A 21,493-nucleotide genomic window follows, 5' to 3' on the forward strand; every position below is an offset into this window, starting at 1 on the left:
GAGAGCCTGTGATCGGATGATCCCATAGCGTGCAGCCGCGAGAGCCGTCTGTTCCGGGTCGGCCTCAAGAGAGCTGGTCGTGTGCGTCTCTGTGTAGACGAACTTCTTGCCGTCCTTCCTGGTGACAACCGTGAACGGTCCATTCACGCCTGCGTTCTCCTCGCACTCGGTCGGCATGACCTGGATCTCGACGTTCTGCTTCTGACCGGCGAGGAGAATGAGCTCCAACTGTCCCCGCAGCACGTCCGTGCCGCCGTACCGGTGCCGCAATACCGCCTCGTTCACTACGAAGCTCAACAGCGGGGCCGACTTGCGGTCGAAGATGTCCTGCCGGGCGAGCCGAGCAGTCACTCGCTGCTCAACCGTTTCCGAGTCCAGGGGCGGACGCCGCATCGCGAGCAGCGCCCTCATGTACTCCTCGGTCTGGAGCAGCCCGTTGACGACATGGGTGTCGTACATGAGCAGCTCAAGGCACTTCTTCTCCAGCACCGCCATCCCCTGGAAGAACACCGGATACTGAGCCCGCTCCACCTGCTCCTTCCACAGGCGCAGCAACCCGCCCGCCCCCAGCACCTCATCCGCCCGTTCGATCGTCCGGGGTGTCGGGATCCTCCGCCCCTGTTCGAACGAGGCGATGGTGGACGCCGAGTACCCGAGCCGCCGCCCGAACTCCTCGCGCTCCAGCCCCTCCCGCACCCGCAGTGTCTTCATGGTCTGCCCGAACGCGACCACGACGCCCCGCCCGGCCTCGCCCTCCGACCACCGCCCGGCCCCGCCGTCGTTCTCCCACCCGTCCCCGGGGCTCACGACCGCCGCACCCGCGCCGCCGGCGTTGCCCTCACCGTTCTCACGATCCCCGGGGACCGCCTCGGTCCCGGCCTCCGCACCCGTGCGCTCCGCCATGTCCAACCACCGCCTTCTCTCGCTCAACGCCCCCGCAAGGGACGCCGTCACGGCGCGCAGCTCCGACACGCGCGTACAACACGGGTACAGCCGCCCCCTGCGGAACTGACCACCACGACCTCGCGGACAGCGGATCAGGCCACGGACCTGCTCCGGCACCTGGAAGCGGCCGTCGCCGCCGACCGCACCTGCACGACGCACGAAGCCGTGCGGTTCGAACTGATGGCGGCGCTTCTGCGCGCGGACCGGCAGCCCGAGAACTCCGCGGTCGTCGACGTCGGTTGTGTCACCGACACGGGCCTGAACCTCTACGAGGTCCTCGGCGCCGGCCGGACCTCCCACGCCGGTCTCCGCGCAGGGGCGGCGCGGCTCCTGGAAGTCGGCCACACCCTGCCGAGCAAGGCCGACCGTCTCTACCTCGTGCTCTGCGAACCGCCTGCCGAACCGTGGTCCGCCGGCTCCATCCGTGACGTCTTCACGGTCGAGGTCGTCTGGCGCACCACCGACGGCTGGGCGGGCGGCGAAGCCGGTACGGCCCTGGGGACGACGGGCTGAGGGCGGTGTCGGACGGCCCTCAGCGGACCACCACGGGCGGGGCGAGCGGGGCGATCTCCCTGTCGAAGAAGTCGTGGAAGTCGTCCCCCCGCTCGTACAGCGCGTCGAAGCCGGCCGAGGTCTCCCGGATCAGCGCCCGGTCGGTGAAGCGGTTCGCTCCCGCCGCGTTCCCCTCCTCGTCGTAGAGCACCTCGTACAGGGCGGCGTCCCCGAGGATCACCACTTCGGGAACCGGACGGCCTTGCTCGATGTCCGCGATGTCGCGGGCGTCGAGCACCCTGATGCGGTCGCCCAGTTCCACGCGCAGGCGCAGAACGAAGAGTTCCCATTGCACGTACGGGGTCACCGGGAACTCCACGACGCGAAGGCGGCGCTCCAGAATTCCCAGCTGTGCGGCGGCGTGGAACTGCCGGGCGTAGACGTCGCGTTTCTCCTGGATGAGGGCCAAGGCGCGATCCCATTCCCCGGCGGCGAAGGCCTCCCAGCTGGCGAAACCGCGCTCCTTGAAATTCTGTCCCCGTTCGAGCTTGTTCAGGCGGCGAATTCCGCTCTCATAGACACGGCGGAAGTCCGCATGGTATGTAGGGCGATCCATGCGTTCCGAAGGTCCGTGCGGGAAGGAATCAAACATTCGGGATGTCCGGTTTCGCTGCGATCAACATGTTCCTGGGGACGACCACGATCCGTTCGTCCGCTCCGACGGAGACTCCGGCGGGCAGCCTCCCGCCGAGCGGTTCCGTGAGGTCGCGGCCTATGACAGCGATGTCGCCGTTCTCGAGCTCCCAGATGTCGGGGCAGTCGGGGTTGTCGGTCGTGTGCCCCAGTTCCTGCGGTGATTTCCCCAGGCGTCGCTTGAACGTCGTGGCGGGATCCGCTTCCCATGGCCTGCGCATGGCCATCGCCCCCTCGGATGGATCGGATTCCCGCTACTTTAGCAGTGAACTTAACGGCTCGGCCGTGCGAAAAGTGGACACGCTGAGAAAGGCGTGCCCGTACTCTCGTTGTCCCGTCCGGCGCGGGGGTGCGACCATGGGCACTCATGAGAGGGTGCCTTGTCATGGCAAGGCAGATGCGGGCTATGTAGCGTATAATCTGAAAATTCGAGTGTATCGGGCAGGGGGAACTGTGGACCCGGAGACGGCATTACTCGCGCAGAGCGCGGGAGTCACACTGGTCACATTGATGACGACCGACGCCTGGAATCGCACCCGGGAGGGTGTCACCCGACTGTGGCGCCGGACACAGCCGCACCGCGCCGAGGTCGTCGCCGCCGAATTGGCGGCCACCCGCGAAGACGCCCTGGCGGCCACTGAGGCCGGCGACCAGGACACACTCGGTGAACTGCACGCGGAATGGCAGGGGCGGCTGAGGCGGCTGCTCGTCGCCCGGCCCGAGGCCGCCGCGGCACTGCGCGGACTGCTCGAAGAACTCGACCCGGGCGGCGCGGCCGGACCGGCGGTCGCCCAGCACGCCAGTGCGTCCGGCCACGCCCGTATCTATCAGGCCGGACGAGACCAGCACAACGCACCACGATGACGGCTGGGATGGGCGGTCACGCCGAGGACCGCGGCCGGGTCTACCAGGCGTCGGGCGACCAGCACATCAGCGAGCATCACCACTACGGCGAACACGGTGAGCCCGGTGACGGGGCGGCCGCGTCCCAGGGCCCCGACTCGGTCCGCCGCCCGGCGGTCGGCCGGCCCCCGCTCGTCCTGCGCGACCGCACCGAGGTGCTGGACCGGCTGCGGGCGAGCGTCCGGGAGGAGCACGGTGGCGAGGTCTACGTGCTGTACGGCATGGGCGGCTGCGGCAAGACCGCGGTCGCCTACACGTTCTTCCAGCTGGCCACCGGTGAGTACGGCAGGGTGGGACTGTGGGTCAGCGCCTCCGACCGCGCGAGCCTGCGTGCGGGCATGCTCGCCGTGGCCGCCGACCGAGGGGCGGGCGACGCCGAACTGCTGGCAGCCCGCAACGGGCTCCGTCCCGCCGCCGATCTGGTCTGGCAGCGTCTCGACCGCTCCGCCGAGCCCTGGCTGCTGGTGCTCGACAACGCCGACCACCCCGAGATCCTCCGGGACGGCAGCTGGCTGCGCACCAGCCCACGGGGCACGGTCGTGGTGACCACCCGCAGGCCGGCCGCCCGCTGGTGGCCGGGGGCGGAGTTGCAGCACATCGGCGTACTGCCACGGGAGGACGCCGCGCGGGTACTGCGGGACCTCGCCCCGCACAGCGGCACCCAGCAGGAGGCGGCCCGGATCGCGGACCGGCTCGGCCGGCTGCCGCTCGCCCTCACGCTGGCGGGCGGCTTCCTCTCCCAGCAAGTGCTCGACCCCTGGACGATGGAGACCTACGGACGCCGCCTGGAGGAAGGGGAAGGGGTCGAGCTCATCGACCGGGGGGCCGATGCCCTGTCCGAGGAGGATCCACGTCATCTGGTGGGCCTGACCTGGCAACTGACGCTCGACGCCTTCGAGGCCCGCGGCCTGCCCGAGGCGACCGCGCTGTTGAGGCTCCTGTCGCGTTTCGCTCCTGAGCCGCTGCCGCTGTCCCTGCTCAACTGCGCCGAGATCAGTGGTGCCCTGCCACGTGCCCGTTGCGAGACGGCCCTGAGAGCACTGCTCGACCAGTCGCTGACCGAGCTGGTCGATGTCGGTGAGCGGTGCGTGCAGAGCCACGCGGTGCTGCTCGACAGCGTCGTCGCGGCGACCCCGGCGGACACGGCTTCGGCGCTCCACGCCACAGCGGTCCGACTGCTCGACGCGGCCGTGCCGGGTGTGCCCGACGCCGGTCCGTACGATCCACGGCTTCGGTTGCTGGTGCCGCACGGCCTCGCCCTGCTGCGGCGTGCCGAGGACCCGCAGGCATCGGCCGACGCACTGGCCGTGTCGACCAGACTGTCCACCGCCCTGCACCGCACGGGAGACTACCTGTCCGCCCGGGAGACCGCGCGGGCCGCCGCGGACCTCGGCGGAGAACGGCTCGGCGCGGAGCACCGTCTCGTCCTCGCCGCCCGGTCCCGGGTCGGACGGGCGCTCTTCCGGCTGGGCGGGTACACCGAGGCCGAACGGCTGCTCCGAGGTGTCCACGCGGCCCAGGAACGGCTGTTCGGGACCGACGACCCCGACACTCTGGACACCCGCCACGGCCTCCAGCTCGTACTGGGGAACCTCGGACACCGTGACGAGGCCGTCTCGCTCCTCCGCTCCACGGTCACCGGCAGGCGAAGGGCGCTGGGCCCCGCCCACCCGCTGACGTTGCGCTCCCGTTCCAGCCTGCTGGTCCTGCTCTCCGCGTCCGAGCTGGCCGCCGAAGAGGACGGCGCGCTGCTCTCCCTGCCCGCGGAGTGCGTACGGTGCCTCGGTCCCGACCACACGGTGACGCTGGGCGCTCACCACAACCACGCCTGGGCGCTGTACCTGCTGGGCCGTTTCGACGAGGCCGACCAGGAGATCCGGCTCGTCACCGGGGCGTACCGGCGGCGCTTCGGCCCCGACCACCCGATCGCGCTCTCGGCGCAGCAGCTCCTGTCCCGGACCCGGGCCGCGCAGGGCGACGTGGAGACGGCGGTCGGCATCATGACGGATGTCGTCGCCAGGCGGGAACGCGGCCTGGGAGCCGGCCATCCGTTCACCGTCGCCGGCCGACGGCTCCTCGACGAGTTCACATCCGGGCAGTGGCGTCCGCCCGGAGCGGGCTGACGCGGAGTCGCCCGACGCGCCGCGCGGCGAGCGTCAGCGCGGGCCCTGCAGCAGCGCCAGCCGTGCCCCCTGCGGGTCCGCCACCAGGGTGACGCGGCCGTGGTCACCGTCGTGGGGCGGTGCGAGGACCCGGCCGCCCAGGCGGAGGACCCGGCCCACCGCGTCGGCGGTGTCGGTCACCGTGAAGTACGTCGTCCAGTGCGGGCCCCGGCCCCGGAGAAGGGCCCTGCCCGCGCCGTGGACGCCGGCCACCGGGCGGCCGTTCAGGCGCAGGGTGACGCGGTCGGGGCCGGCGGAGGCCGCCGGCTTCTCGTCGTAACCGAACACGGCCGTGTAGAACTTGGCGACGCCGGACGCCTCGAAGGTCGTCAGTTCGTTCCAGGCGGGCGTGCCGGGCACCCCGGTGACGGCGGTGCCCGGGCTCGCGGCCGCCTGCCGGACGCCGAAGACGGCGCCGCTCGGGTCGGAGCCGATCACCAGCCGGCCGGCGTCGGCGGCGTCCAGCGGGCCCACCCCGACGGTGCCGCCGCACGACCGCATCGCGTCCGCCGTCCGGTCCACGTCGTCCGAGGCGAAGTAGGGCGTCCAGGCGACCGGCAGGTCACGGTCCGGCGGCAGCACGCCGACGCCGGCCACCTCGTGCCCGTCGAGCAGGGCCCGCACGTACGGGCCGAGCTGCCGGGGGCCGGGACGGAACTCCCAGCCGAACAGCCCCCCGTAGAACTCCTCGGTCGCCTCCAGGCCGTGCGCCGTCAGACTCACCCAGCAGGGCGTGCCGGGTGTGTGCCGAGCGGGCGCCCCGCCGTTCGGGCGGGCGTTCCCCCGTGCGTCGGTCATCGTCACTCTCTCCTCGGCCGCCGCGTGGTGGCCGTGCTCTCCCCGGCCCGGCGGATCGCATCGTGTGCGATCCGCCGGGTGGTCCCCGTGCCGACCGGGGACCGGCCGCGGTCCGTGCCGGTGCACGCCCCGCGCGGGCCTGGTTCCCGGAGGATGCCCGATGCGCGGGCCCTCGCCCGCCGCGGCGCGCTCGCCGACGGGTGTCGATCGCCTGTACAGCATGTGCCCGGTTGGGCACGCTCGGTGACCATGATTGCTCGGCCGAGCAGAGTAGCCGGACGCGGACGAATCGGCCACCCCGTGCGCGAGGATGGTGGCCATGAACGCCATCATCTCCGCATCCGAACTCGCGAGCGCGTCGGCGGGCGCCCACCCGCCGGTGCTGCTCGACGTCCGCTGGCAGCTCGGCACGGCGAAGGCGGCCGGTGAGCCGCCGTTCGACGGACGGGCCGCGTACCGGGCCGGGCACCTCCCGGGCGCCGTCTTCGTCGACCTCGACGAGGAGCTGGCGTCCGCGCCGGGCGAACGGGGACGCCATCCGCTGCCGGACCTCGAGGTGTTCGGCGCCGCGATGCGGCGGGCGGGCGTGTCGTCCGCCGCGCCGGTGGTCGTGTACGACGGGGGCACGGGCTGGGGCGCCGCCCGCGCGTGGTGGCTGCTGCGCTGGACGGGTCACCCGGACGTGCGGGTCCTGGACGGCGGGTTGCCGTCCTGGAAGGGCCCGTTGGAGACGTCGGTGCCGCAGCCGGCCGAGGGGGACTTCGTGCCGGTGCCGGGGGCGGCCGGGCTGCTCGACGCCGACGGCGCGGCGGCGCTGGCGCGTTCGGGGGTGCTGCTGGACGCCCGCGCGGGGGAGAGGTACCGGGGCGAGGTGGAGCCGATCGACCGGGTGGGCGGGCACATCCCCGGCGCGGTCTCGGCGCCCACGACGGAGAACGTCGGCGCCGACGGCCGTTTCCTGCCCGCCGGTGAACTGGGCGCACGCTTCAAAAAGCTGGGCGTGGCGCAGGGTTCACCGGTCGGCGTGTACTGCGGCTCGGGCGTCTCCGCCGCGCACGAGGTGCTGGCGCTGGCGGTCGCGGGCATCCCGGCGGCGCTGTACGTCGGCTCCTGGTCGGAGTGGTCGTCCGATCCCGGGCGACCGGTCGCGGTGGGGCCGGACCCGCAGTAGACCGGCCCCGAAGCACACGAAGGGGCGCTCGCCGCACGGCGGGCGCCCCTCACGTCACGTCAACCGGCTGCAGGCGCGGACCGCCCGAAGGAGCTACTCCTGCTTCTTCCGGCGCGTCCCGAACACGATCTCGTCCCAGCTCGGCACCGCCGCGCGGCGGCCCGGACGGACGCCGTCCGCCTCGGCCTGACGGTCGGTCGAGCCGGTGAGCCGGTCCCGGTGGCTGCTGACGGAACGCGGCATGAGGACGTCCGCGTACGCGGACCCGGCCGAGGCCGCGGGAGCCGGCGGCTCCTCCACCTCGGGCTCGGGGTCCGGTTCCTCGGAAGCGGGCTCGGACGTGCGCTCCGGCACCACCAGGTCGCCCCGGAAGCTCGGCACCGCCTCCAGCAGGCTGGTCAGCGAGTCCCGTTCACCCGACGCCGTGGCCGTCAGGGACTCCTCGTCGGGCTCCGACGCCTGCGCGGGCAGACCCGGCCGCTCGCGGTCCCCGGGGCGGTCCCGCGGCAGCCGGGCGATGCGCGGCACGAACGGGGAGCTGGGTTCGGGCGCGGCGAGGTCGTCGGACTCCCCGATCAGCGAGCGCGCCTCGTCGTCGACGGCCTGGACGAGCCTCCGGGGCGGGTCGTACGTCCAGCTCGCCGAGTGCGGCTCGCCCGCGACCCGGTAGACCAGCAGCACCTCCCAGGTGCCGTCGTCGCGGCGCCAGGAGTCCCACTGGACGGTGTCCTTCTCGGCGCCGCGCAGCAGCAGCCGCTCCTGCACCGCCTCACCGAGCGGGGGACCGGAGTTCTCGCCGGGGCGGCGGACCGGGGTCTTGCGGGCACGCTCGGCCATGAACGCGCGCTCGGCGAGGACGGGGCCCTCGAAGCGGCGTACGCGGTCCACGGGGATGCCGGCCATCTGGGCGACCTCCTCCGCGGTCGCGCCGGCCCTTATGCGCGCCTGGATGTCGCGGGGGCGGAGGTGGCTCTCCACCTCGATCTCGATCTGGCCGAGGCGGGGACGGTCGCCGCGCACGGCGGCGCGGAGCCGTTCATCGATCGGAAGCGTGTACTCCGTGCTGTCCGCAGCCTTCAGCACCAGCCGTGTGCCGTCATTCGAGACGGCCACGACACGCAGTTCCGGCATGGGGACCTCCCGGGTGGTGCCTGCCGACGTCACGTGCGTCGCTGCTTCCGCTAGTCGAGTGTGGCCTGCCCGGGTGCAGCCTGCCACAACCTTGCCGAGTTGCCCGGCGTGTCGGGCGCGGGCCCTGCATCGCCGTTATGGCACGGTTACCTGTTCGCAACGCTAAGTGACCAACTGCCTCACCCGGTGCACCTAGTCCCCTCCCGGCGGTCCTCGAGGTCCGGGCACCCTGACGGGAGACCGGCCCCAGGGCTGGCAACAGTACTCCATTTGGGCCACCTGCGTGGATTGCCACGCCGTGCAACGAATCCTCTACGACCCCAGGACCCTCCGCAAGTAGTCGTTCCGGAAGCGGCGTTCCGGGTCGAGCCGGTCCCGGAGCGCCGTGAACTCCTCGAAGCGCGGGTACACCCGGGAGAGGTACTCCGCGTCCCGCGTGTGGATCTTCCCCCAGTGAGGCCGCCCCCCGTGCGCGGTGAAGATGCGCTCGGCCGCGGTGAAGTACCCCTGATAGGGGGTCCCCTTGAACATGTGGACGGCGATGTAGGCGCTGTCCCGGCCGAACGCGGTGGACAGCGTGATGTCGTCGGCCGGCGCGGTGCGCACCTCCACGGGGAAACTGATCCGCAGCGGCGAGCGGTCGACCATCGCCCTCAGCTCCCGCAGCGTCTCCACCAGGGCCTCGCGCGGGACGGCGTACTCCATCTCCACGAAGCGCACCCGGCGCGGCGAGGTGAACACCTTGTACGGGATGTCGGTGTAGGTCCGTGCGGAGAGCGCCCTGCTGGAGATCCGTGCGATGGCCGGAATGCTCACGGGCACCGCGCGGCCGACCCGGTTGACCGCCTCGAACACCCCGTTGGAGAGGAACTCGTCCTCGAACCAGCCCTTGAGCCGCGGCACCGGCCGCTCCGGTCCCGCGCTGCGGTTGTTGCGCTTGGTGGTGGTGTTGCCGGTGTGCGGGAACCAGTAGAACTCGAAGTGCTCGTTCTCGGCGTGCAGCTGGTCGAAGTCGGCGCAGACCCGGTCGAAGGACATCGGCTCCTCACGGGCCGTGAGCAGGAAGAGCGGCTCCACGGCGAGGGTGATCGCGGTGACGACGCCGAGGGCGCCGAGTCCGATCCGGGCGGCCGCGAAGACGTCCGGGTTCTCCCGCTCGGAGCAGGTGAGCACCGAACCGTCGGCGGTGACCAGTTCCAGGCCCCGGATCTGGGCGGCGACGGAGGCCGAGTCGCGGCCCGTGCCGTGGGTGCCCGTACCGGTGGCCCCGGCGACCGTCTGTTCCATGACGTCGCCCATGTTGGTCAGCGACAGGCCCTCCCGCGCGAGGGCCAGGTTCAGTCGTCTGAGCGGGGTGCCGGCCTCCACGGCGACCGTGCCGGCGGCGCGGTCGATGTGCCGTATGCCCGTCAGCAGGTGAGGGCGGATCAGCAGGCCGTCGGTGGCGGCTATGGAGGTGAAGGAGTGCCCGGTGCCGACCGCCTTCACCGGCATGCCGTCCTCGGCGGCCCGGCGCACGGCGGCGGCCAGTTCGTCGACGGAGGCGGGCGTGGTCTCCCGCGCGGGACGGACGGAGACGTTGCCGCCCCAGTTACGCCATGTGCCGTTCCTCGCGCTCGCTGTGCTGCCCAACGGAGCCTCCCCGACCCGGAACCGGCCGCTTGAGCCGGCGGTACCCGAGGAAACCCACCACGACCGCGACGGCCCCGGCCAGCGCCGGAACCCCGTACCCGGCACGCGCCCCGGCCGCGTCGATCACCCAGCCGGCCGCGGAGGAACCGGTGGCGATCCCGACCGCGAGCCCGGTGCTCACCCAGGTCATGCCCTCGGTGAGCTGCGCGCGTGGTACGTGCTCTTCGATGAGGGACATCGTCGTGATCATCGTCGGAGCGATGGACAGACCCGCAGCGAACAGCGCCACGGCCAGAAACGGCAGGTTCCCGACCAGTAGGAGTGGGATCATACTCACGGCCATGGCGCACACGCCCAGCAGCCAACGGCGTTCCGGCGCCCCCGCGAAGTGCAGCAGCCCGAACACGACGCCCGCCACGCAGGAGCCCAGCGCGTACACGGCGAGCACCACGCTCGCGGCGGCCTTGTGCCCCTCCTCCTCGGCGAACGCCACGGTGACCACGTCCACGGCGCCGAAGATGGTCCCCGTCGCCACGAACGTCGCGACCAGCACCTGGAGGCCCGGGGCGCGCAGCGCCGAGCCGCCGCCCGTGTGCTCGCGCGGGTGCGGCTCGGGCTCGGTGGCGCGCTGTGCGGTCAGCCAGAAGACGCCGACCGCCAGGAAGCAGGCCGCGAGCAGCGGGCCGGCCTCGGGGAACCAGGCCGTGGACAGCCCGATGGAGATGATCGGCCCGAAGACGAAGCACATCTCGTCCACCACGGACTCGAACGAGTACGCGGTGTGCAGCTTCGAGGTGCCCCGGTACAGGGCGGCCCAGCGGGCCCTGACCATCGAGCCGACGCTCGGCACGCAGCCGATGCCGACGCACGCGACGAACAGCACCCAGTCCGGCCACGCGTAGTGCGCGGCGAACAGCAGCACCGCCGCCGCGGTGAGCGAGACCAGCGTCGCGGGGCGCAGCACCCGCCGCTGCCCGTACTGGTCCACCAGGCGCGAGACCTGCGGGCCCGCCACGGCGGCGGCCAGCGCGATGGTCGCCGACAGCGCGCCGGCCAGCCCGTACCTCCCGGTGAGCTGGGAGATCATCGTCACGACGCCGATGCCCATCATGGACAGCGGCATCCGGCCGAGGAACCCCGCGGCGGAGAAGGCCTTGCTGCCGGGGGCGGCGAACAGGGCGCGGTAGGGGCTGGGCACGGGGTCTCCGAAGGGTTCAGTAAGGCGTGACCGCAGTCGGTACAGCTTACTGGTCAGGTCACCCTAATACACCCCGGGAACGCCGCGTCACGGCTGGTGACACCCCCTTCCCGCCCCGCCCGTCAGCGGCGGGTGGCAGGATCGAGACATGTCTGACGTGCTCGATGCCAGTCCTTACGACGCCCTGCTCCTGCTCTCTTTCGGTGGTCCCGAAGGCCCGGACGACGTGGTCCCGTTCCTGGAGAACGTGACACGCGGGCGCGGCATCCCCAAGGAACGCCTCAAGGAGGTCGGGCAGCACTACTTCCTCTACGGCGGGGTCAGTCCCATCAACGACCAGAACCGCGCCCTGCTGGACGCGTTGCGGGGGGACTTCGCCGACCACGGCCTGGACCTGCCGGTCTACTGGGGCAACCGCAACTGGGCGCCCTACCTCACCGACACCCTGCGCGAGATGGTCCGCGACGGCCGCCGCCGCATCCTCGTCCTGGCCACCAGCGCCTACGCCTCGTACTCCGGCTGCCGCCAGTACCGGGAGAACCTCGCCGACGCCCTCGCGACCCTGGAGCAGGAGGGGCTGGAACTGCCGAGGGTCGACAAGCTGCGGCACTACTTCAACCACCCCGGCTTCGTCGAGCCCATGATCGACGGGGTCCTGCGGTCGCTCGCCGACCTCCCCGAGGACGTCCGGGACGGCGCGCACATCGCCTTCTGCACCCACTCGATCCCCACCTCCGCCGCCGACGCCTCCGGCCCGGCGGAGGAGCACGGCGACGGCGGCGCGTACGTCCGGCAGCACCTGGACGTGGCCCGGCTGATCGCCGACGCCGTCCGCGAGCGCACCGGGGTCGACCGCCCCTGGCAGCTCGTCTACCAGTCCCGCTCCGGCGCCCCGCACGTCCCCTGGCTGGAGCCCGACATCTGCGACCACCTCGAGGAGCGGCACGAGGCCGGGGCGCCGGCCGTGGTCATGGCCCCCATCGGTTTCGTCTCCGACCACATGGAGGTCGTCTACGACCTCGACACCGAGGCCACCGCCAAGGCGGGGGAGCTGGGCCTTCCGGTGCGCCGCTCGGCGACCGTCGGCGCCGACCCGCGGTTCGCCGCCGCGATCCGCGAACTGATCGTGGAACGCGCCGCCGTCGAACGCGGGCAGGGCGTCGCGCCGTGCGCCCTGGGCGCGCTCGGCGCGAGCCACAACCTCTGCCCGGTGGGCTGCTGCCCGGCCCGCACCCCGCGCCCCGCCGCCGCGGGCGCCGACAGCCCCTACGCATGAGGAGCGCCGTGACCGACCCCCTGCACGCGGAACTGCTGGAGCTCGCCCGGGAGGCGGCCCGCCGCGCGGGCGAGCTGCTGCGGGACGGCCGCCCGGCCGACCTCACGGTCGCCGCGACCAAGTCCAGCCCGATCGACGTCGTCACCGAGATGGACATCGCGGCCGAGAAGCTGATCACCACGCTGATCGCCGAGCGCCGCCCGCAGGACGGCTTCCTCGGCGAGGAGGGCGCCTCCACCGAGGGCACCAGCGGCGTCCGCTGGGTGATCGACCCGCTCGACGGCACGGTCAACTACCTGTACGGCCTGCCCACCTGGGCCGTCTCCATCGCCGCCGAGCAGGACGGCGAGACCGTGGCCGGGGCGGTCGTGGCCCCCATGCGCGGCGAGGCGTACCACGCGGTGCGCGGCGGCGGCGCCTGGGCCACCGGCGCCTGGGCGGGCGAGCGGCGCCTGACCTGCCGTCCCTCGCCGCCCCTGGACCAGGCCCTGGTGTCGACCGGGTTCAACTACGTCGCCGAGGTCCGCACCCACCAGGCCGACGTGGCGCGGCGGCTGATCCCCCTGCTGCGGGACATCCGGCGCGGCGGATCGGCCGCGATCGACCTGTGCGACCTCGCCGCGGGGCGCCTCGACGGCTACTACGAGCGCGGGCTGCACCCCTGGGACCTGGCGGCCGGTGACCTGATCGCCCGCGAGGCGGGCGCGCGCACCGGCGGCCGTCCCGGGGACCGCCCCTCGTGGGACCTCACGGTCGCCGCGAGCCCGGGCGTCTTCGAGCCCCTCCAGCGACTCCTGGAGGACTACGGCGCCTGGCACGACTGACGGGCCGCCGGAGATCACCCCATGGGTTTTGCGACCCGAACCCGCGGGCCGGCGTGCCGCCCGCCCACATGTCGTCCCTCGGCAGGCCCCGGTGGGGGTGACGTCCGGCCGGGGCCCGGTGCCCCCCGCGGGGAGAGGAGGGGAAAGGGCTCCCACCGCCCACTGCCCCGATGCGCCGGCCGCGACAGAGCCGTAGGGGCGCGCCGGTGGCGGGAGCGTGAACGCGCGGAGTCCCGGAGGGCCGGGCACGGTCGCGCTCCCGCCACCGGCCGAGGCGCCCCGAAGGCGAGCGGACGGACAGGCACGGGCCCCGGCGCTGGATTCGCCGGGGCCCGTTCCGTTGCGAGCCGATCAGACGCTGTACGCGCCGACCTCCACGCCGTGCTCGGCGGCGAGGCGGCGCAGATCGTCGAGTTCGCCCTGCTCCACGTCGACGAGGAAGTCGTCGCCGTCGTCGCGGGCCCGCGACAGATCGGACTCGGTCGCCTTTATGCGCTGCAGAAGTCCTGCGGTGAATGCGTCCATGCTGCGCCCCCTCGTCCTGGGTCGGTGGGTCGATGGCACGGGGGTGTGCCGTTCGGAAGGGACGATCACGTCCGGAGCGGATGCCCAGCGCCGCCCGGCCGGGCGGCGACGGTGCCGGACATCCACGCCCGCCCTGCGGAAGCGGACTGATGCGCACCGCGTGGTGGCGCGGTACGTGCAGAGCGTGATCGCGGGATGTAAGACCCGTCCTCCCCAGGCTCCCTTCCGGGGAAACCTCCCCGCGCGGGAAAATCTCGTGTTCCCGCCCCGTTCGCCGTGACGTTCCCCGGGCCCGTGCCCGCCCGACACCGTCCCCTCGCCTGCCTTACAGCCGACTTACGGCAGAAAAGGGCAGGATGGAGGCCAACACACCCACCCGCACCCCTGCCCGAGTGCGCCCTGAGGCGCTGTCCGAACCGAGGGCGGGACATGAGGAAGGACAAGCGACGTGCGCGTACTCGTCGTCGAGGACGAGCAACTGCTCGCCGATGCGGTGGCCACCGGACTGCGCCGGGAGGCCATGGCCGTCGACGTCGTGTACGACGGTGCGGCGGCCCTGGAACGCATCGGCGTCAACGACTACGACGTGGTCGTCCTCGACCGCGACCTCCCGCTCGTGCACGGCGACGACGTCTGCCGCAGGATCGTCGAGCTCGGCATGCCCACGCGCGTGCTGATGCTCACGGCGTCCGGCGACGTCAGCGACCGCGTCGAGGGCCTGGAGATCGGCGCCGACGACTACCTGCCCAAGCCCTTCGCGTTCAGCGAGCTCATCGCACGCGTGCGCGCCCTCGGGCGGCGTACGAGCGTGCCGCTGCCGCCCGTCCTGGAGCGTGCCGGGATCAAGCTCGACCCCAACCGCCGCGAGGTCTTCCGCGACGGCAAGGAGGTGCAGCTCGCGCCGAAGGAGTTCGCCGTCCTGGAGGTGCTCATGCGCAGCGAGGGCGCGGTCGTCTCCGCGGAGCAGCTGCTGGAGAAGGCCTGGGACGAGAACACGGACCCGTTCACCAACGTGGTGCGGGTGACCGTGATGACCCTGCGCCGCAAACTGGGGGAGCCGCCGGTCATCGTGACCGTGCCCGGCTCCGGATACCGGATCTGATGACCGATGGCCGCCGCACCCGCGCCCCCCACGGCGCCCCCCAAGCCCACCTGGGACCCGAGGAAGGGCGACCAGCCCTTCCCGTGGCTGCGTCCCACCATCCGCATACGCCTCACGCTGCTGTACGGCGGCATGTTCCTGATCGCCGGCATCCTGCTGCTGTCGATCATCTACCTGCTCGCCGCCCAGGCCCTGCGCACCGGCAGCCAGCCCTTGTTCAAGATCGTCGACTTCGACGGTCTGAGGATCTCCAGCAACGACTGTCCGGGCATCGCCAACGGCAACCTGGAGCTGTCCGAGTTCAACGCCCGGATCAGCGAATGCATCGACCACCAACGCCAGGTGGCCCTGGACAACCTGCTCAGCCGCTCCCTGCTGGCCCTGCTGGGCCTCGCCGTCATCGCCTTCGCCTTCGGCTACGCCATGGCCGGCCGTGTCCTGTCGCCGCTGGGCCGGATCACCCGCACCGCCCGTGCGGTGGCCGGCTCGGACCTGTCCCGCCGGATCGAGCTGGACGGCCCGGACGACGAGCTGAAGGAGCTGGCCGACACCTTCGACGACATGCTGGAACGGCTCCAGCGGGCGTTCACCGCGCAGCAGCGCTTCGTGGGCAACGCCTCGCACGAGCTGCGCACCCCGCTGGCGATCAACCGCACCCTGCTGGAGGTGCACCTCTCCGATCCCCACGCCCCGGTGGAGCTCCAGCAGCTGGGCAAGACGCTGCTGTCCACCAACGAGCGCAGTGAACAGCTCGTGGAGGGCCTGCTGCTGCTCGCCCGCAGCGACAACCAGATCGTCGAGCGCAAACCCGTGGACCTCGCCGAGGTGGCCGCCCAGGCGATCGACCAGGTGCACGGCGAGGCGGAGGCCAAGGGCGTGGAGATCCGCGGCGCGCGCCGGCCCGCGGTCGTCCAGGGCAACGGTGTGCTGCTGGAGCGGATCGCGCTGAACCTGGTGCAGAACGCCGTGCGGTACAACGTGCCCGAGGAGGGCTGGGTCGAGGTCACCACCGAGGTGCAGCACGGCCAGGCGGTCCTGGTGGTGTCGAACACGGGCCCGGTGGTACCCGCGTACGAGATCGACAACCTCTTCGAGCCGTTCCGGCGGCTGCGCACCGAGCGCACGGGCAGCGACAAGGGCGTCGGACTCGGTCTGTCCATCGTGCGGTCGGTCGCCCGGGCGCACGGCGGGCACATCTACGCACGGCCTCGGGAAGGGGGCGGTCTCGTGATGCGCGTCACCCTGCCGATCTGAAATGATGCCGCCGACACGAGGGGGCGTTCGCTTTGGGCGGAATTTACGGGGCGTCTCTCCGGTAACCCCATGTGTGATCGATCACAGACGTGATTCCCGGGCCCTCCACTCTCCGTGATCGCGCATCCCCGGGAAAGCCGGGAAAGTCCCGGTTTTCAGGAGGCCTGATCACGGGAAGTACACGGTGAGGCGCCTTTGGAGCGCAGCGTTCGGACCGTGTACGGTCCCCCTCGCCATCCCGGCCGACCACTCGTGAGGGGTCCGGTTGGGTGTCGATTGAGTAACAGACCTTGATGTGAGGCAAAATCTCCGCCTCGGGTCGGGCACAAGTCCGGCCTCTCCCGCGTTACGTGCGCTGGAGACACCGCATACACCCAGAGGGGGAGAGTGACATGGCAACCGACTACGACACTCCACGCAAGACCGACGACGACGTCGACTCGGACAGCCTCGAAGAACTGAAGGCCCGGCGGAACGACAAGTCGGCCTCGGCCGTGGACGTCGACGAGTTCGAGGCCGCCGAGGGCCTGGAACTGCCCGGAGCGGACCTCTCGAACGAGGAGCTGGCCGTCCGGGTCCTGCCGAAGCAGCAGGACGAGTTCACCTGCATGAGCTGCTTCCTGGTCCACCACCGCAGCCAGCTGGCCCGCGAGAAGAACGGCCAGCCGATCTGCCGCGACTGCGACTGAGGCGGGGTCGGCCGTGACTGGCTCGACCCCTCCGCGGAAGCGCCGCTTCTTCACGAGAGGAGCGGACCCGGGGCCCCAGGCGGGCCCGCAGCACGACACGCGTGACCAAGAGCGGGGCTCGACCGGTACCGGGGCGGCCCCGCTCGAAGCGGCAGCCGGCCGGGGTGACCTCCCGGAGTCCTCGGAGGTCACCGCGCCCGTGGCGCGCCGACGGGCCGCCGTGGTCCGTGGGAAGGCCCTGGAAGGCGCCCGCAGGGGCGGCGCCCGCGCCCGCGCGGGACTGGCGCACCTCGCGGACCGGATCATCGAGGTCACCCCGCGGGTGCCCGTGCGCGACCTCGGGACGTTGCGCCGGCAGTTCCCCGGCCTCGGCCCCGAGGAACTCGCGGACAAGCTCGTGACGGGCGCGGCGAAGGCCACGGCGACGGTCGGCGCCGGAGTCGGCGCGGCGGCCATGATGCCCGTGCCGCCCGCGATGCCGGCGGAGCTGGCCGCCGAGATCACCGGCGTCGCCGTGATCGAACTGAAGCTGATCGCAGAACTCCACGAGGTCTACGGCGTACGGCCGGCCGGCACCCTTGCCCAGCGCAGCACCGTGTACCTCAATTCCTGGTCGCAGGAGCGCGGGATCGAGGCGACCAGGCCCTCGACCGTGCACGCGGCGCTGAACAGCCGCATGAAGCGCGAACTGCGCCAGCGGATCATGAAGCGCATGGTCCGCAACCTGCCGAACCTGATGCCGTTCCTGGTGGGAGCCGCCGTGGGCGCCGCCATGAACCGCAGGGACACCAGAAAGCTCGCCGCACGTATCCGGGACGACCTGCGAAGAATCCAGGTGCCCTGGGACGCGCTGCCGGCCCTCCCCGCTCTGGAGCGCCCCGAGGACGCCCTCCCCGAGGACGCCCTCAAGGAGCTCGGCGGCCACCCGGGGAAGGACGACGGGCACCGGGCCCCGTGAAGCCCCCGGGCGGCACCCCGCCCGCCGTGTTTCCCGTACCGCCGTCAGGGCCTGTCCGGCGGGATCACACCGCAGGCGCGGGGCCCGGCCGCGCACCTTCGCGGCGTCGACGCCGGTCGTTGCCGACTCCCCATGCCTGACCGCGCCCGACCGCGCCCGAGCGGGGGATTTCCGTCGCGTCCGACACCCTTCTCCGCCGTGCAGCCGCACGCACCGGGCCGCGCCCGCCCGCGCCTCGGAGCCGTCGCCGGTTTCCTCCGGCTCGGTCCGCCGGACAGGCCTCAGGCGGCGTCCGCCGCGTCCTTCGCCGCCCGCAGCGCCCGAGCCAGCCGTTCCGGTTCCCGCGTCGACAGGAAGACGTAGGGAGTCGGGTCCGCCGGATCGGTGACGTCCACGCGCAGCGCGCCGGGGATGTACGCCCGCAGCAGCATGAAACAGCGCGGATCGGCCCTGTGGGTGCGCCAGGCCCGGGCCTGGTCGGCGTCCAGGACCTCCGCCTCGCCCAGCGCCGACACCGGGATCCTCGCCTCGCCCGCGAGCAGGTGGCCGCCCACGACCCGGATGCGCGCCGAGCCGTACGAACTGGCCACGACGGCCGCCGCGGCGGTGCCGCCGGCCAGGCCGCCCAGCATCGGCAGCGTGCCGAACGGCAACAGGATCAGCGCCAGCGAGACCCCCGCCAGGAAGGAGATCAGCCACCAGGAGCGGGGGGCGGTGAGGCGTTCTTCGTACGAGGCGGCGGAGAGCTGCATGAATCCAAGCTTGGCACGGTGTCGGTCCGGGACCCGCGCGCGGGTAAGGTCTGCGGCTGTGAGTGGTAATTCCGCAGCTCTTCAGCCCCCGGACGGCGCCGTGGCCCCGGTACGCCATCCGGACGCCCCCGCACCCGGCGAGCTCCTGGGCGCGCACTACGGCCAGTGCTTCGGCTGTGGCGGCGAACAGCCCCACGGACTGCATCTGGAGGCCCGCGCCGGCGAAGGCGTGTCGATCACCGCCGAGTTCACCGTGCAGCCCGCCCACCAGGGCGCCCCGGGGCTCGCGCACGGCGGGGTGCTCGCCACCGCCCTGGACGAGACGCTCGGCTCGCTCAACTGGTTGCTGCGCACGATCGCGGTGACCGGCAGGCTGGAGACCGACTTCGTCCGGCCCGTGCCGGTCGGCACCGTGCTGCACCTGGAGGCCGAGGTGACGGCGGTGGCCGGGCGGAAGATCTACTGCACCGCCACCGGACGCATCGGCGGCCCCGACGGGCCGGTCGCGGTCCGCGCCGACGCCCTGTTCATCGAGGTCAAGGTCGACCACTTCGTCGACCACGGCCGCGAGGAGGAGATCCGGGCCGCCATGGAGGACCCCGACCAGGTCCGCCGCGCCCGCGCCTTCGAGGTGAACCCGTGAGCGCGCTCGAGGTGCTGATCCGGCGCGTCGACCCCGACGTACCGCTCCCGGCGTACGAGCACCCGGGGGACGCGGGAGCCGACCTGCGGACCACCGAGGCCCGCGAACTGGCTCCCGGCGAACGGGCCGTACTGCCCACGGGGGTGTCTGTGGCGCTGCCCGACGGGTACGCGGCCTTCGTGCACCCGCGATCCGGTCTCGCCGCCCGCTGCGGCGTCGCCCTGGTGAATGCCCCGGGGACGGTCGATGCCGGGTACCGTGGGGAGATCAAGGTGATCGTGGTGAATCTCGACCCGCGCGAGACCGTGCGGTTCGAGCGCTTCGACCGGATTGCACAACTGGTCGTCCAGCAGGTCGAGAGGGTCCGCTTCGTGTCGGTCGCGGAGCTTCCCCCCTCGGCCCGGGCCGAGGGGGGCTTCGGGTCCACCGGCGGCCACGCCGCGGTGGAAGGCAAGAGCGGCACAAGCGTTCAGGCCGCCGTGGGCGGTACAGCGGGTGGGAATCGATACGCTTCGGTCGTATCCGACCGGGAAGGACAGTGACGTGTTCGGACGTCGCAAGAAGAAGGATGCCGCCGACGGTGCGGCCGGCGAGGCCGAGCAGGTCGTCGACGGTGTCGACGCTGAGGCGGGCGAGGAGGCCGAGCGGCTGAGGCTCGAGCCGGCGCCGCGGCCCGACGGACCCTGGGACAGCAGCGAGGTCAGTGAGCCCGGCGAGGGCCGGGTCGATCTGGGCGGTCTGTTCGTGCCCGGTGTCGACGGCATGGAGCTGCGGGTGGAGGTCGCGGGCGACGCGATCGTCGCGGCCACCGTCGTGCTGCGGGACAGCGCCATCCAGCTGCAGGCCTTCGCCGCGCCCAAACGGGAGGGCATCTGGGGCGAGGTGCGCGAGGAGATCGCGGCCGGCATCACCCAGCAGGGCGGCATCATCGACGAGGCCGAGGGCCCTCTGGGCTGGGAACTGCGGGCCCAGGTGCCGGTGCAACTGCCCGACGGCACCGGCGGCTTCCAGGTCGTGCGGTTCGTCGGCGTGGACGGCCCCCGCTGGTTCCTGCGCGGGGTGATCTCGGGCCAGGGCGCGGTGCAGCCGCAGGCCGCCGGGCTCCTCGAGCAGATCTTCCGGGACACGGTCGTGGTGCGCGGCGAGGGCCCGATGGCTCCGCGGGACCCGATCGTCCTGAAGCTGCCGAACGACGCGCAGATGGTCCCCGAGAACACACAGCAGGAGGAGGGCGGCTCCCGCTTCGCCGGCGGCATGGGCCAGCTCCAGCGCGGACCGGAGATCACCGAGGTGCGCTAGCCGGGTTTCCGGCGGGCCGAAGGGCCGCACGCCGGGCGGGGTGCGGCCTCTTTCGTGTGCGCGAGCCGACGTCGGTGCCCGGCGTGAGGGCGGGCCGGCGGCGGGTCGCGCGGTCCGGCGCCGGCGGGCGCCTCCCCCACTGCCGGCTCCGCTCGAGCGGGAGGCGTCCCGTCGCCCGCCCGTGCCGCCCCGCGGCGCGAGCGCCCGCGGTGGCACTCGCGTGCACGTCCGTGTGCCGGGGACAGCCCGGTCCGGCCATTGATCGACCGGGCACCGGGCGGGGATACTGGCACCCGGTCCACGGGGGAGGGCAGCCGCATGCGTCAGGTGGTCACCGAGACGATGGTGCGCGTCGAGGACGTGCACAGGTCCTTCGGTACGGGAGCCGCCGCAGTCCACGCGCTGCGCGGCGTCTCCTTCGAGGTCCCGCGCGGCGAGCTGGTCGCCCTCAAGGGACGTTCCGGATCCGGCAAGACCACGCTCCTGAACATCGTCGGCGGCCTCGACACCCCCGACCGGGGTCGGGTCCACGTCGACGGGAGCGACCTCGCCGGCCTCGACGAGAACGGACTGCTCGCCCTGCGCCGGGACCACGTCGGCTTCGTCTTCCAGTCCTTCGGCCTCATCCCCATCCTCACCGCCGCCGAGAACGTCGGTGTCCCGCTGCGGCTGCGCCGTGCCGATCCGCACGAGCGCGAGGAGCGCGTCGAGCTGCTGCTGTCCCTCGTCGGCCTCGCCGACCACGCCGCCCAGCGGCCCGGCGAACTCTCCGGCGGCCAGCAGCAGCGGGTCGCCATCGCCCGCGCCCTCGCCAACAACCCCTCCCTCCTCATCGCCGACGAGCCGACCGGCCAGCTGGACGCGGAGACCGGGCACGCCGTGATGGAGCTGCTGCGCGCGGTCGTCCGCAGCGAGCGCGTCACCGCGCTCGTCGCCACCCACGACACCACCCTCCTCGGCCTCGCCGACCGCGTCCTGGAGCTGAGCGACGGCGGGATCGTCGAGCACTGACCCCCGCCGGGACCCCGCACCCGGCCGGGTCTCAC

At 72.6% G+C, this 21,493-nt stretch carries 23 protein-coding genes; 14 read left to right on the top strand and 9 right to left on the bottom strand.

The window, feature by feature from the left end; translation table 11 throughout:
• Positions 1–903, bottom strand: a 903-nt coding sequence (locus KYY02_RS30870) for a helix-turn-helix domain-containing protein (RefSeq protein ID WP_371243796.1), incomplete at its 3' end; no start/stop codon positions are given.
• Between the two features lie 207 nt (positions 904–1,110).
• Between KYY02_RS30870 and KYY02_RS30875 the strand changes: the two genes are divergently transcribed.
• The gene (locus KYY02_RS30875) at positions 1,111–1,458 is read left to right on the top strand and encodes a hypothetical protein (protein WP_371243798.1); all 348 of its coding nucleotides are present in this window, start codon (positions 1,111–1,113) and stop codon (positions 1,456–1,458) included.
• A 19-nt stretch (positions 1,459–1,477) separates the two neighbouring features.
• On the opposite strand, the gene KYY02_RS30880 is transcribed toward KYY02_RS30875, so the two are convergent.
• On the bottom strand, positions 1,478–2,089 hold the full coding sequence (locus KYY02_RS30880; RefSeq protein ID WP_371243800.1) for a DUF6879 family protein: 612 nt from the start codon (positions 2,087–2,089) through the stop codon (positions 1,478–1,480).
• Positions 2,082–2,351 (bottom strand): hypothetical protein, encoded by a 270-nt coding sequence (locus KYY02_RS30885; RefSeq protein WP_371243802.1) that lies wholly within the window; start codon positions 2,349–2,351, stop codon positions 2,082–2,084. Before KYY02_RS30885 ends, KYY02_RS30880 begins: the two co-directional genes overlap by 8 nt.
• 232 nt (positions 2,352–2,583) lie before the next feature.
• Here KYY02_RS30885 and KYY02_RS30890 point away from each other — a divergent pair, with 232 nt between their 5' ends.
• Together KYY02_RS30890 and KYY02_RS30895 are read left to right on the top strand one after the other, a co-directional pair.
• Positions 2,584–2,994, top strand: coding sequence for a hypothetical protein (locus KYY02_RS30890; RefSeq protein ID WP_371243804.1), 411 nt, complete (start codon positions 2,584–2,586; stop codon positions 2,992–2,994).
• A complete protein-coding gene (locus KYY02_RS30895) occupies positions 2,991–5,156 on the top strand; it encodes a tetratricopeptide repeat protein (protein WP_371243806.1) in 2,166 nt (721 codons plus the stop codon). The genes KYY02_RS30890 and KYY02_RS30895 overlap by 4 nt, the downstream gene beginning before the upstream one ends.
• 33 nt (positions 5,157–5,189) lie before the next feature.
• Here the strand turns inward: KYY02_RS30895 and KYY02_RS30900 are convergent, their stop codons facing one another.
• A complete protein-coding gene (locus KYY02_RS30900; RefSeq protein ID WP_371243808.1) occupies positions 5,190–5,993 on the bottom strand; it encodes a VOC family protein in 804 nt (267 codons plus the stop codon).
• 319 nt (positions 5,994–6,312) lie between these two features.
• Between KYY02_RS30900 and KYY02_RS30905 the strand changes: the two genes are divergently transcribed.
• Positions 6,313–7,164 carry a sulfurtransferase gene (locus KYY02_RS30905; RefSeq protein ID WP_371243810.1) on the top strand — a complete coding sequence of 284 codons (852 nt, stop codon included), beginning with the start codon at positions 6,313–6,315 and terminating at the stop codon, positions 7,162–7,164.
• Between the two features lie 93 nt (positions 7,165–7,257).
• Here the strand turns inward: KYY02_RS30905 and sepH are convergent, their stop codons facing one another.
• The 3 genes from sepH to KYY02_RS30920 all read right to left on the bottom strand — a co-directional run bounded on the left by sepH (position 7,258) and on the right by KYY02_RS30920 (position 11,125).
• The gene (gene sepH / locus KYY02_RS30910; protein ID WP_371243812.1) at positions 7,258–8,295 is read right to left on the bottom strand and encodes a septation protein SepH; all 1,038 of its coding nucleotides are present in this window, start codon (positions 8,293–8,295) and stop codon (positions 7,258–7,260) included.
• Positions 8,296–8,607: 312 nt separating this feature from the next.
• On the bottom strand, positions 8,608–9,927 hold the full coding sequence (locus tag KYY02_RS30915) for a D-arabinono-1,4-lactone oxidase (protein WP_371243813.1): 1,320 nt from the start codon (positions 9,925–9,927) through the stop codon (positions 8,608–8,610).
• Positions 9,887–11,125 carry an MFS transporter gene (locus KYY02_RS30920; protein ID WP_371243815.1) on the bottom strand — a complete coding sequence of 413 codons (1,239 nt, stop codon included), beginning with the start codon at positions 11,123–11,125 and terminating at the stop codon, positions 9,887–9,889. The genes KYY02_RS30915 and KYY02_RS30920 overlap by 41 nt, the downstream gene beginning before the upstream one ends.
• A gap of 148 nt (positions 11,126–11,273) precedes the next feature.
• Between KYY02_RS30920 and KYY02_RS30925 the strand changes: the two genes are divergently transcribed.
• Positions 11,274–12,401, top strand: a complete 1,128-nt coding sequence (locus tag KYY02_RS30925; protein ID WP_371243817.1) for a ferrochelatase — start codon at positions 11,274–11,276, stop codon at positions 12,399–12,401.
• 8 nt (positions 12,402–12,409) lie between these two features.
• Entirely contained in the window at positions 12,410–13,225 is an 816-nt protein-coding gene (locus tag KYY02_RS30930; protein ID WP_371243819.1) for an inositol monophosphatase family protein, read from the top strand.
• A gap of 351 nt (positions 13,226–13,576) precedes the next feature.
• Here the strand turns inward: KYY02_RS30930 and KYY02_RS30935 are convergent, their stop codons facing one another.
• Positions 13,577–13,750 (bottom strand): hypothetical protein, encoded by a 174-nt coding sequence (locus KYY02_RS30935; protein WP_167748545.1) that lies wholly within the window; start codon positions 13,748–13,750, stop codon positions 13,577–13,579.
• A 448-nt stretch (positions 13,751–14,198) separates the two neighbouring features.
• On the opposite strand from KYY02_RS30935, the gene KYY02_RS30940 reads away from it, so the two are divergent.
• From KYY02_RS30940 to KYY02_RS30955, 4 genes are all read left to right on the top strand, one after another.
• Positions 14,199–14,852 (top strand): response regulator transcription factor, encoded by a 654-nt coding sequence (locus KYY02_RS30940; RefSeq protein WP_007387794.1) that lies wholly within the window; start codon positions 14,199–14,201, stop codon positions 14,850–14,852.
• 6 nt (positions 14,853–14,858) lie between these two features.
• Complete coding sequence (locus KYY02_RS30945) at positions 14,859–16,106, top strand: sensor histidine kinase (RefSeq protein ID WP_371243823.1); 1,248 nt, start codon at positions 14,859–14,861, stop codon at positions 16,104–16,106.
• Positions 16,107–16,498: 392 nt separating this feature from the next.
• Positions 16,499–16,795 (top strand): DUF4193 domain-containing protein, encoded by a 297-nt coding sequence (locus KYY02_RS30950; protein ID WP_003993510.1) that lies wholly within the window; start codon positions 16,499–16,501, stop codon positions 16,793–16,795.
• Between the two features lie 13 nt (positions 16,796–16,808).
• On the top strand, positions 16,809–17,753 hold the full coding sequence (locus KYY02_RS30955) for a hypothetical protein (RefSeq protein WP_371243825.1): 945 nt from the start codon (positions 16,809–16,811) through the stop codon (positions 17,751–17,753).
• 281 nt (positions 17,754–18,034) lie between these two features.
• Here KYY02_RS30955 and KYY02_RS30960 read toward each other — a convergent pair whose 3' ends face one another.
• On the bottom strand, positions 18,035–18,505 hold the full coding sequence (locus tag KYY02_RS30960; protein ID WP_371243827.1) for a DUF3093 domain-containing protein: 471 nt from the start codon (positions 18,503–18,505) through the stop codon (positions 18,035–18,037).
• Between the two features lie 58 nt (positions 18,506–18,563).
• Here KYY02_RS30960 and KYY02_RS30965 point away from each other — a divergent pair, with 58 nt between their 5' ends.
• From KYY02_RS30965 to KYY02_RS30980, 4 genes are all read left to right on the top strand, one after another.
• On the top strand, positions 18,564–19,148 hold the full coding sequence (locus KYY02_RS30965) for a PaaI family thioesterase (protein ID WP_371243829.1): 585 nt from the start codon (positions 18,564–18,566) through the stop codon (positions 19,146–19,148).
• Complete coding sequence (gene dut, locus KYY02_RS30970) at positions 19,145–19,690, top strand: dUTP diphosphatase (RefSeq protein ID WP_030826318.1); 546 nt, start codon at positions 19,145–19,147, stop codon at positions 19,688–19,690. The genes KYY02_RS30965 and dut overlap by 4 nt, the downstream gene beginning before the upstream one ends.
• 1 nt (position 19,691) lies before the next feature.
• The gene (locus tag KYY02_RS30975) at positions 19,692–20,447 is read left to right on the top strand and encodes a DUF3710 domain-containing protein (RefSeq protein ID WP_371243832.1); all 756 of its coding nucleotides are present in this window, start codon (positions 19,692–19,694) and stop codon (positions 20,445–20,447) included.
• Between the two features lie 318 nt (positions 20,448–20,765).
• A complete protein-coding gene (locus KYY02_RS30980) occupies positions 20,766–21,458 on the top strand; it encodes an ABC transporter ATP-binding protein (protein WP_371243834.1) in 693 nt (230 codons plus the stop codon).
• Positions 21,459–21,493 lie beyond the last annotated feature (35 nt).

Origin of the sequence: Streptomyces pimonensis (assembly GCF_041380215.1) — a bacterium.
Classification (GTDB): domain Bacteria; phylum Actinomycetota; class Actinomycetes; order Streptomycetales; family Streptomycetaceae; genus Streptomyces; species Streptomyces pimonensis.

Coding starts and splice junctions, on each gene's coding strand:
- KYY02_RS30880 (WP_371243800.1), bottom strand. CDS start 2,089: ATGTTTGATTCCTTCCCGCACGGACCTTCGGAACGCATGGATCGCCCT.
- KYY02_RS30885 (WP_371243802.1), bottom strand. CDS start 2,351: ATGCGCAGGCCATGGGAAGCGGATCCCGCCACGACGTTCAAGCGACGC.
- KYY02_RS30895 (WP_371243806.1), top strand. CDS start 2,991: ATGACGGCTGGGATGGGCGGTCACGCCGAGGACCGCGGCCGGGTCTAC.
- KYY02_RS30900 (WP_371243808.1), bottom strand. CDS start 5,993: ATGACCGACGCACGGGGGAACGCCCGCCCGAACGGCGGGGCGCCCGCT.
- KYY02_RS30905 (WP_371243810.1), top strand. CDS start 6,313: ATGAACGCCATCATCTCCGCATCCGAACTCGCGAGCGCGTCGGCGGGC.
- sepH (WP_371243812.1), bottom strand. CDS start 8,295: ATGCCGGAACTGCGTGTCGTGGCCGTCTCGAATGACGGCACACGGCTG.
- KYY02_RS30925 (WP_371243817.1), top strand. CDS start 11,274: ATGTCTGACGTGCTCGATGCCAGTCCTTACGACGCCCTGCTCCTGCTC.
- KYY02_RS30935 (WP_167748545.1), bottom strand. CDS start 13,750: ATGGACGCATTCACCGCAGGACTTCTGCAGCGCATAAAGGCGACCGAG.
- KYY02_RS30945 (WP_371243823.1), top strand. CDS start 14,859: ATGGCCGCCGCACCCGCGCCCCCCACGGCGCCCCCCAAGCCCACCTGG.
- KYY02_RS30950 (WP_003993510.1), top strand. CDS start 16,499: ATGGCAACCGACTACGACACTCCACGCAAGACCGACGACGACGTCGAC.
- KYY02_RS30960 (WP_371243827.1), bottom strand. CDS start 18,505: ATGCAGCTCTCCGCCGCCTCGTACGAAGAACGCCTCACCGCCCCCCGC.
- KYY02_RS30980 (WP_371243834.1), top strand. CDS start 20,766: ATGCGTCAGGTGGTCACCGAGACGATGGTGCGCGTCGAGGACGTGCAC.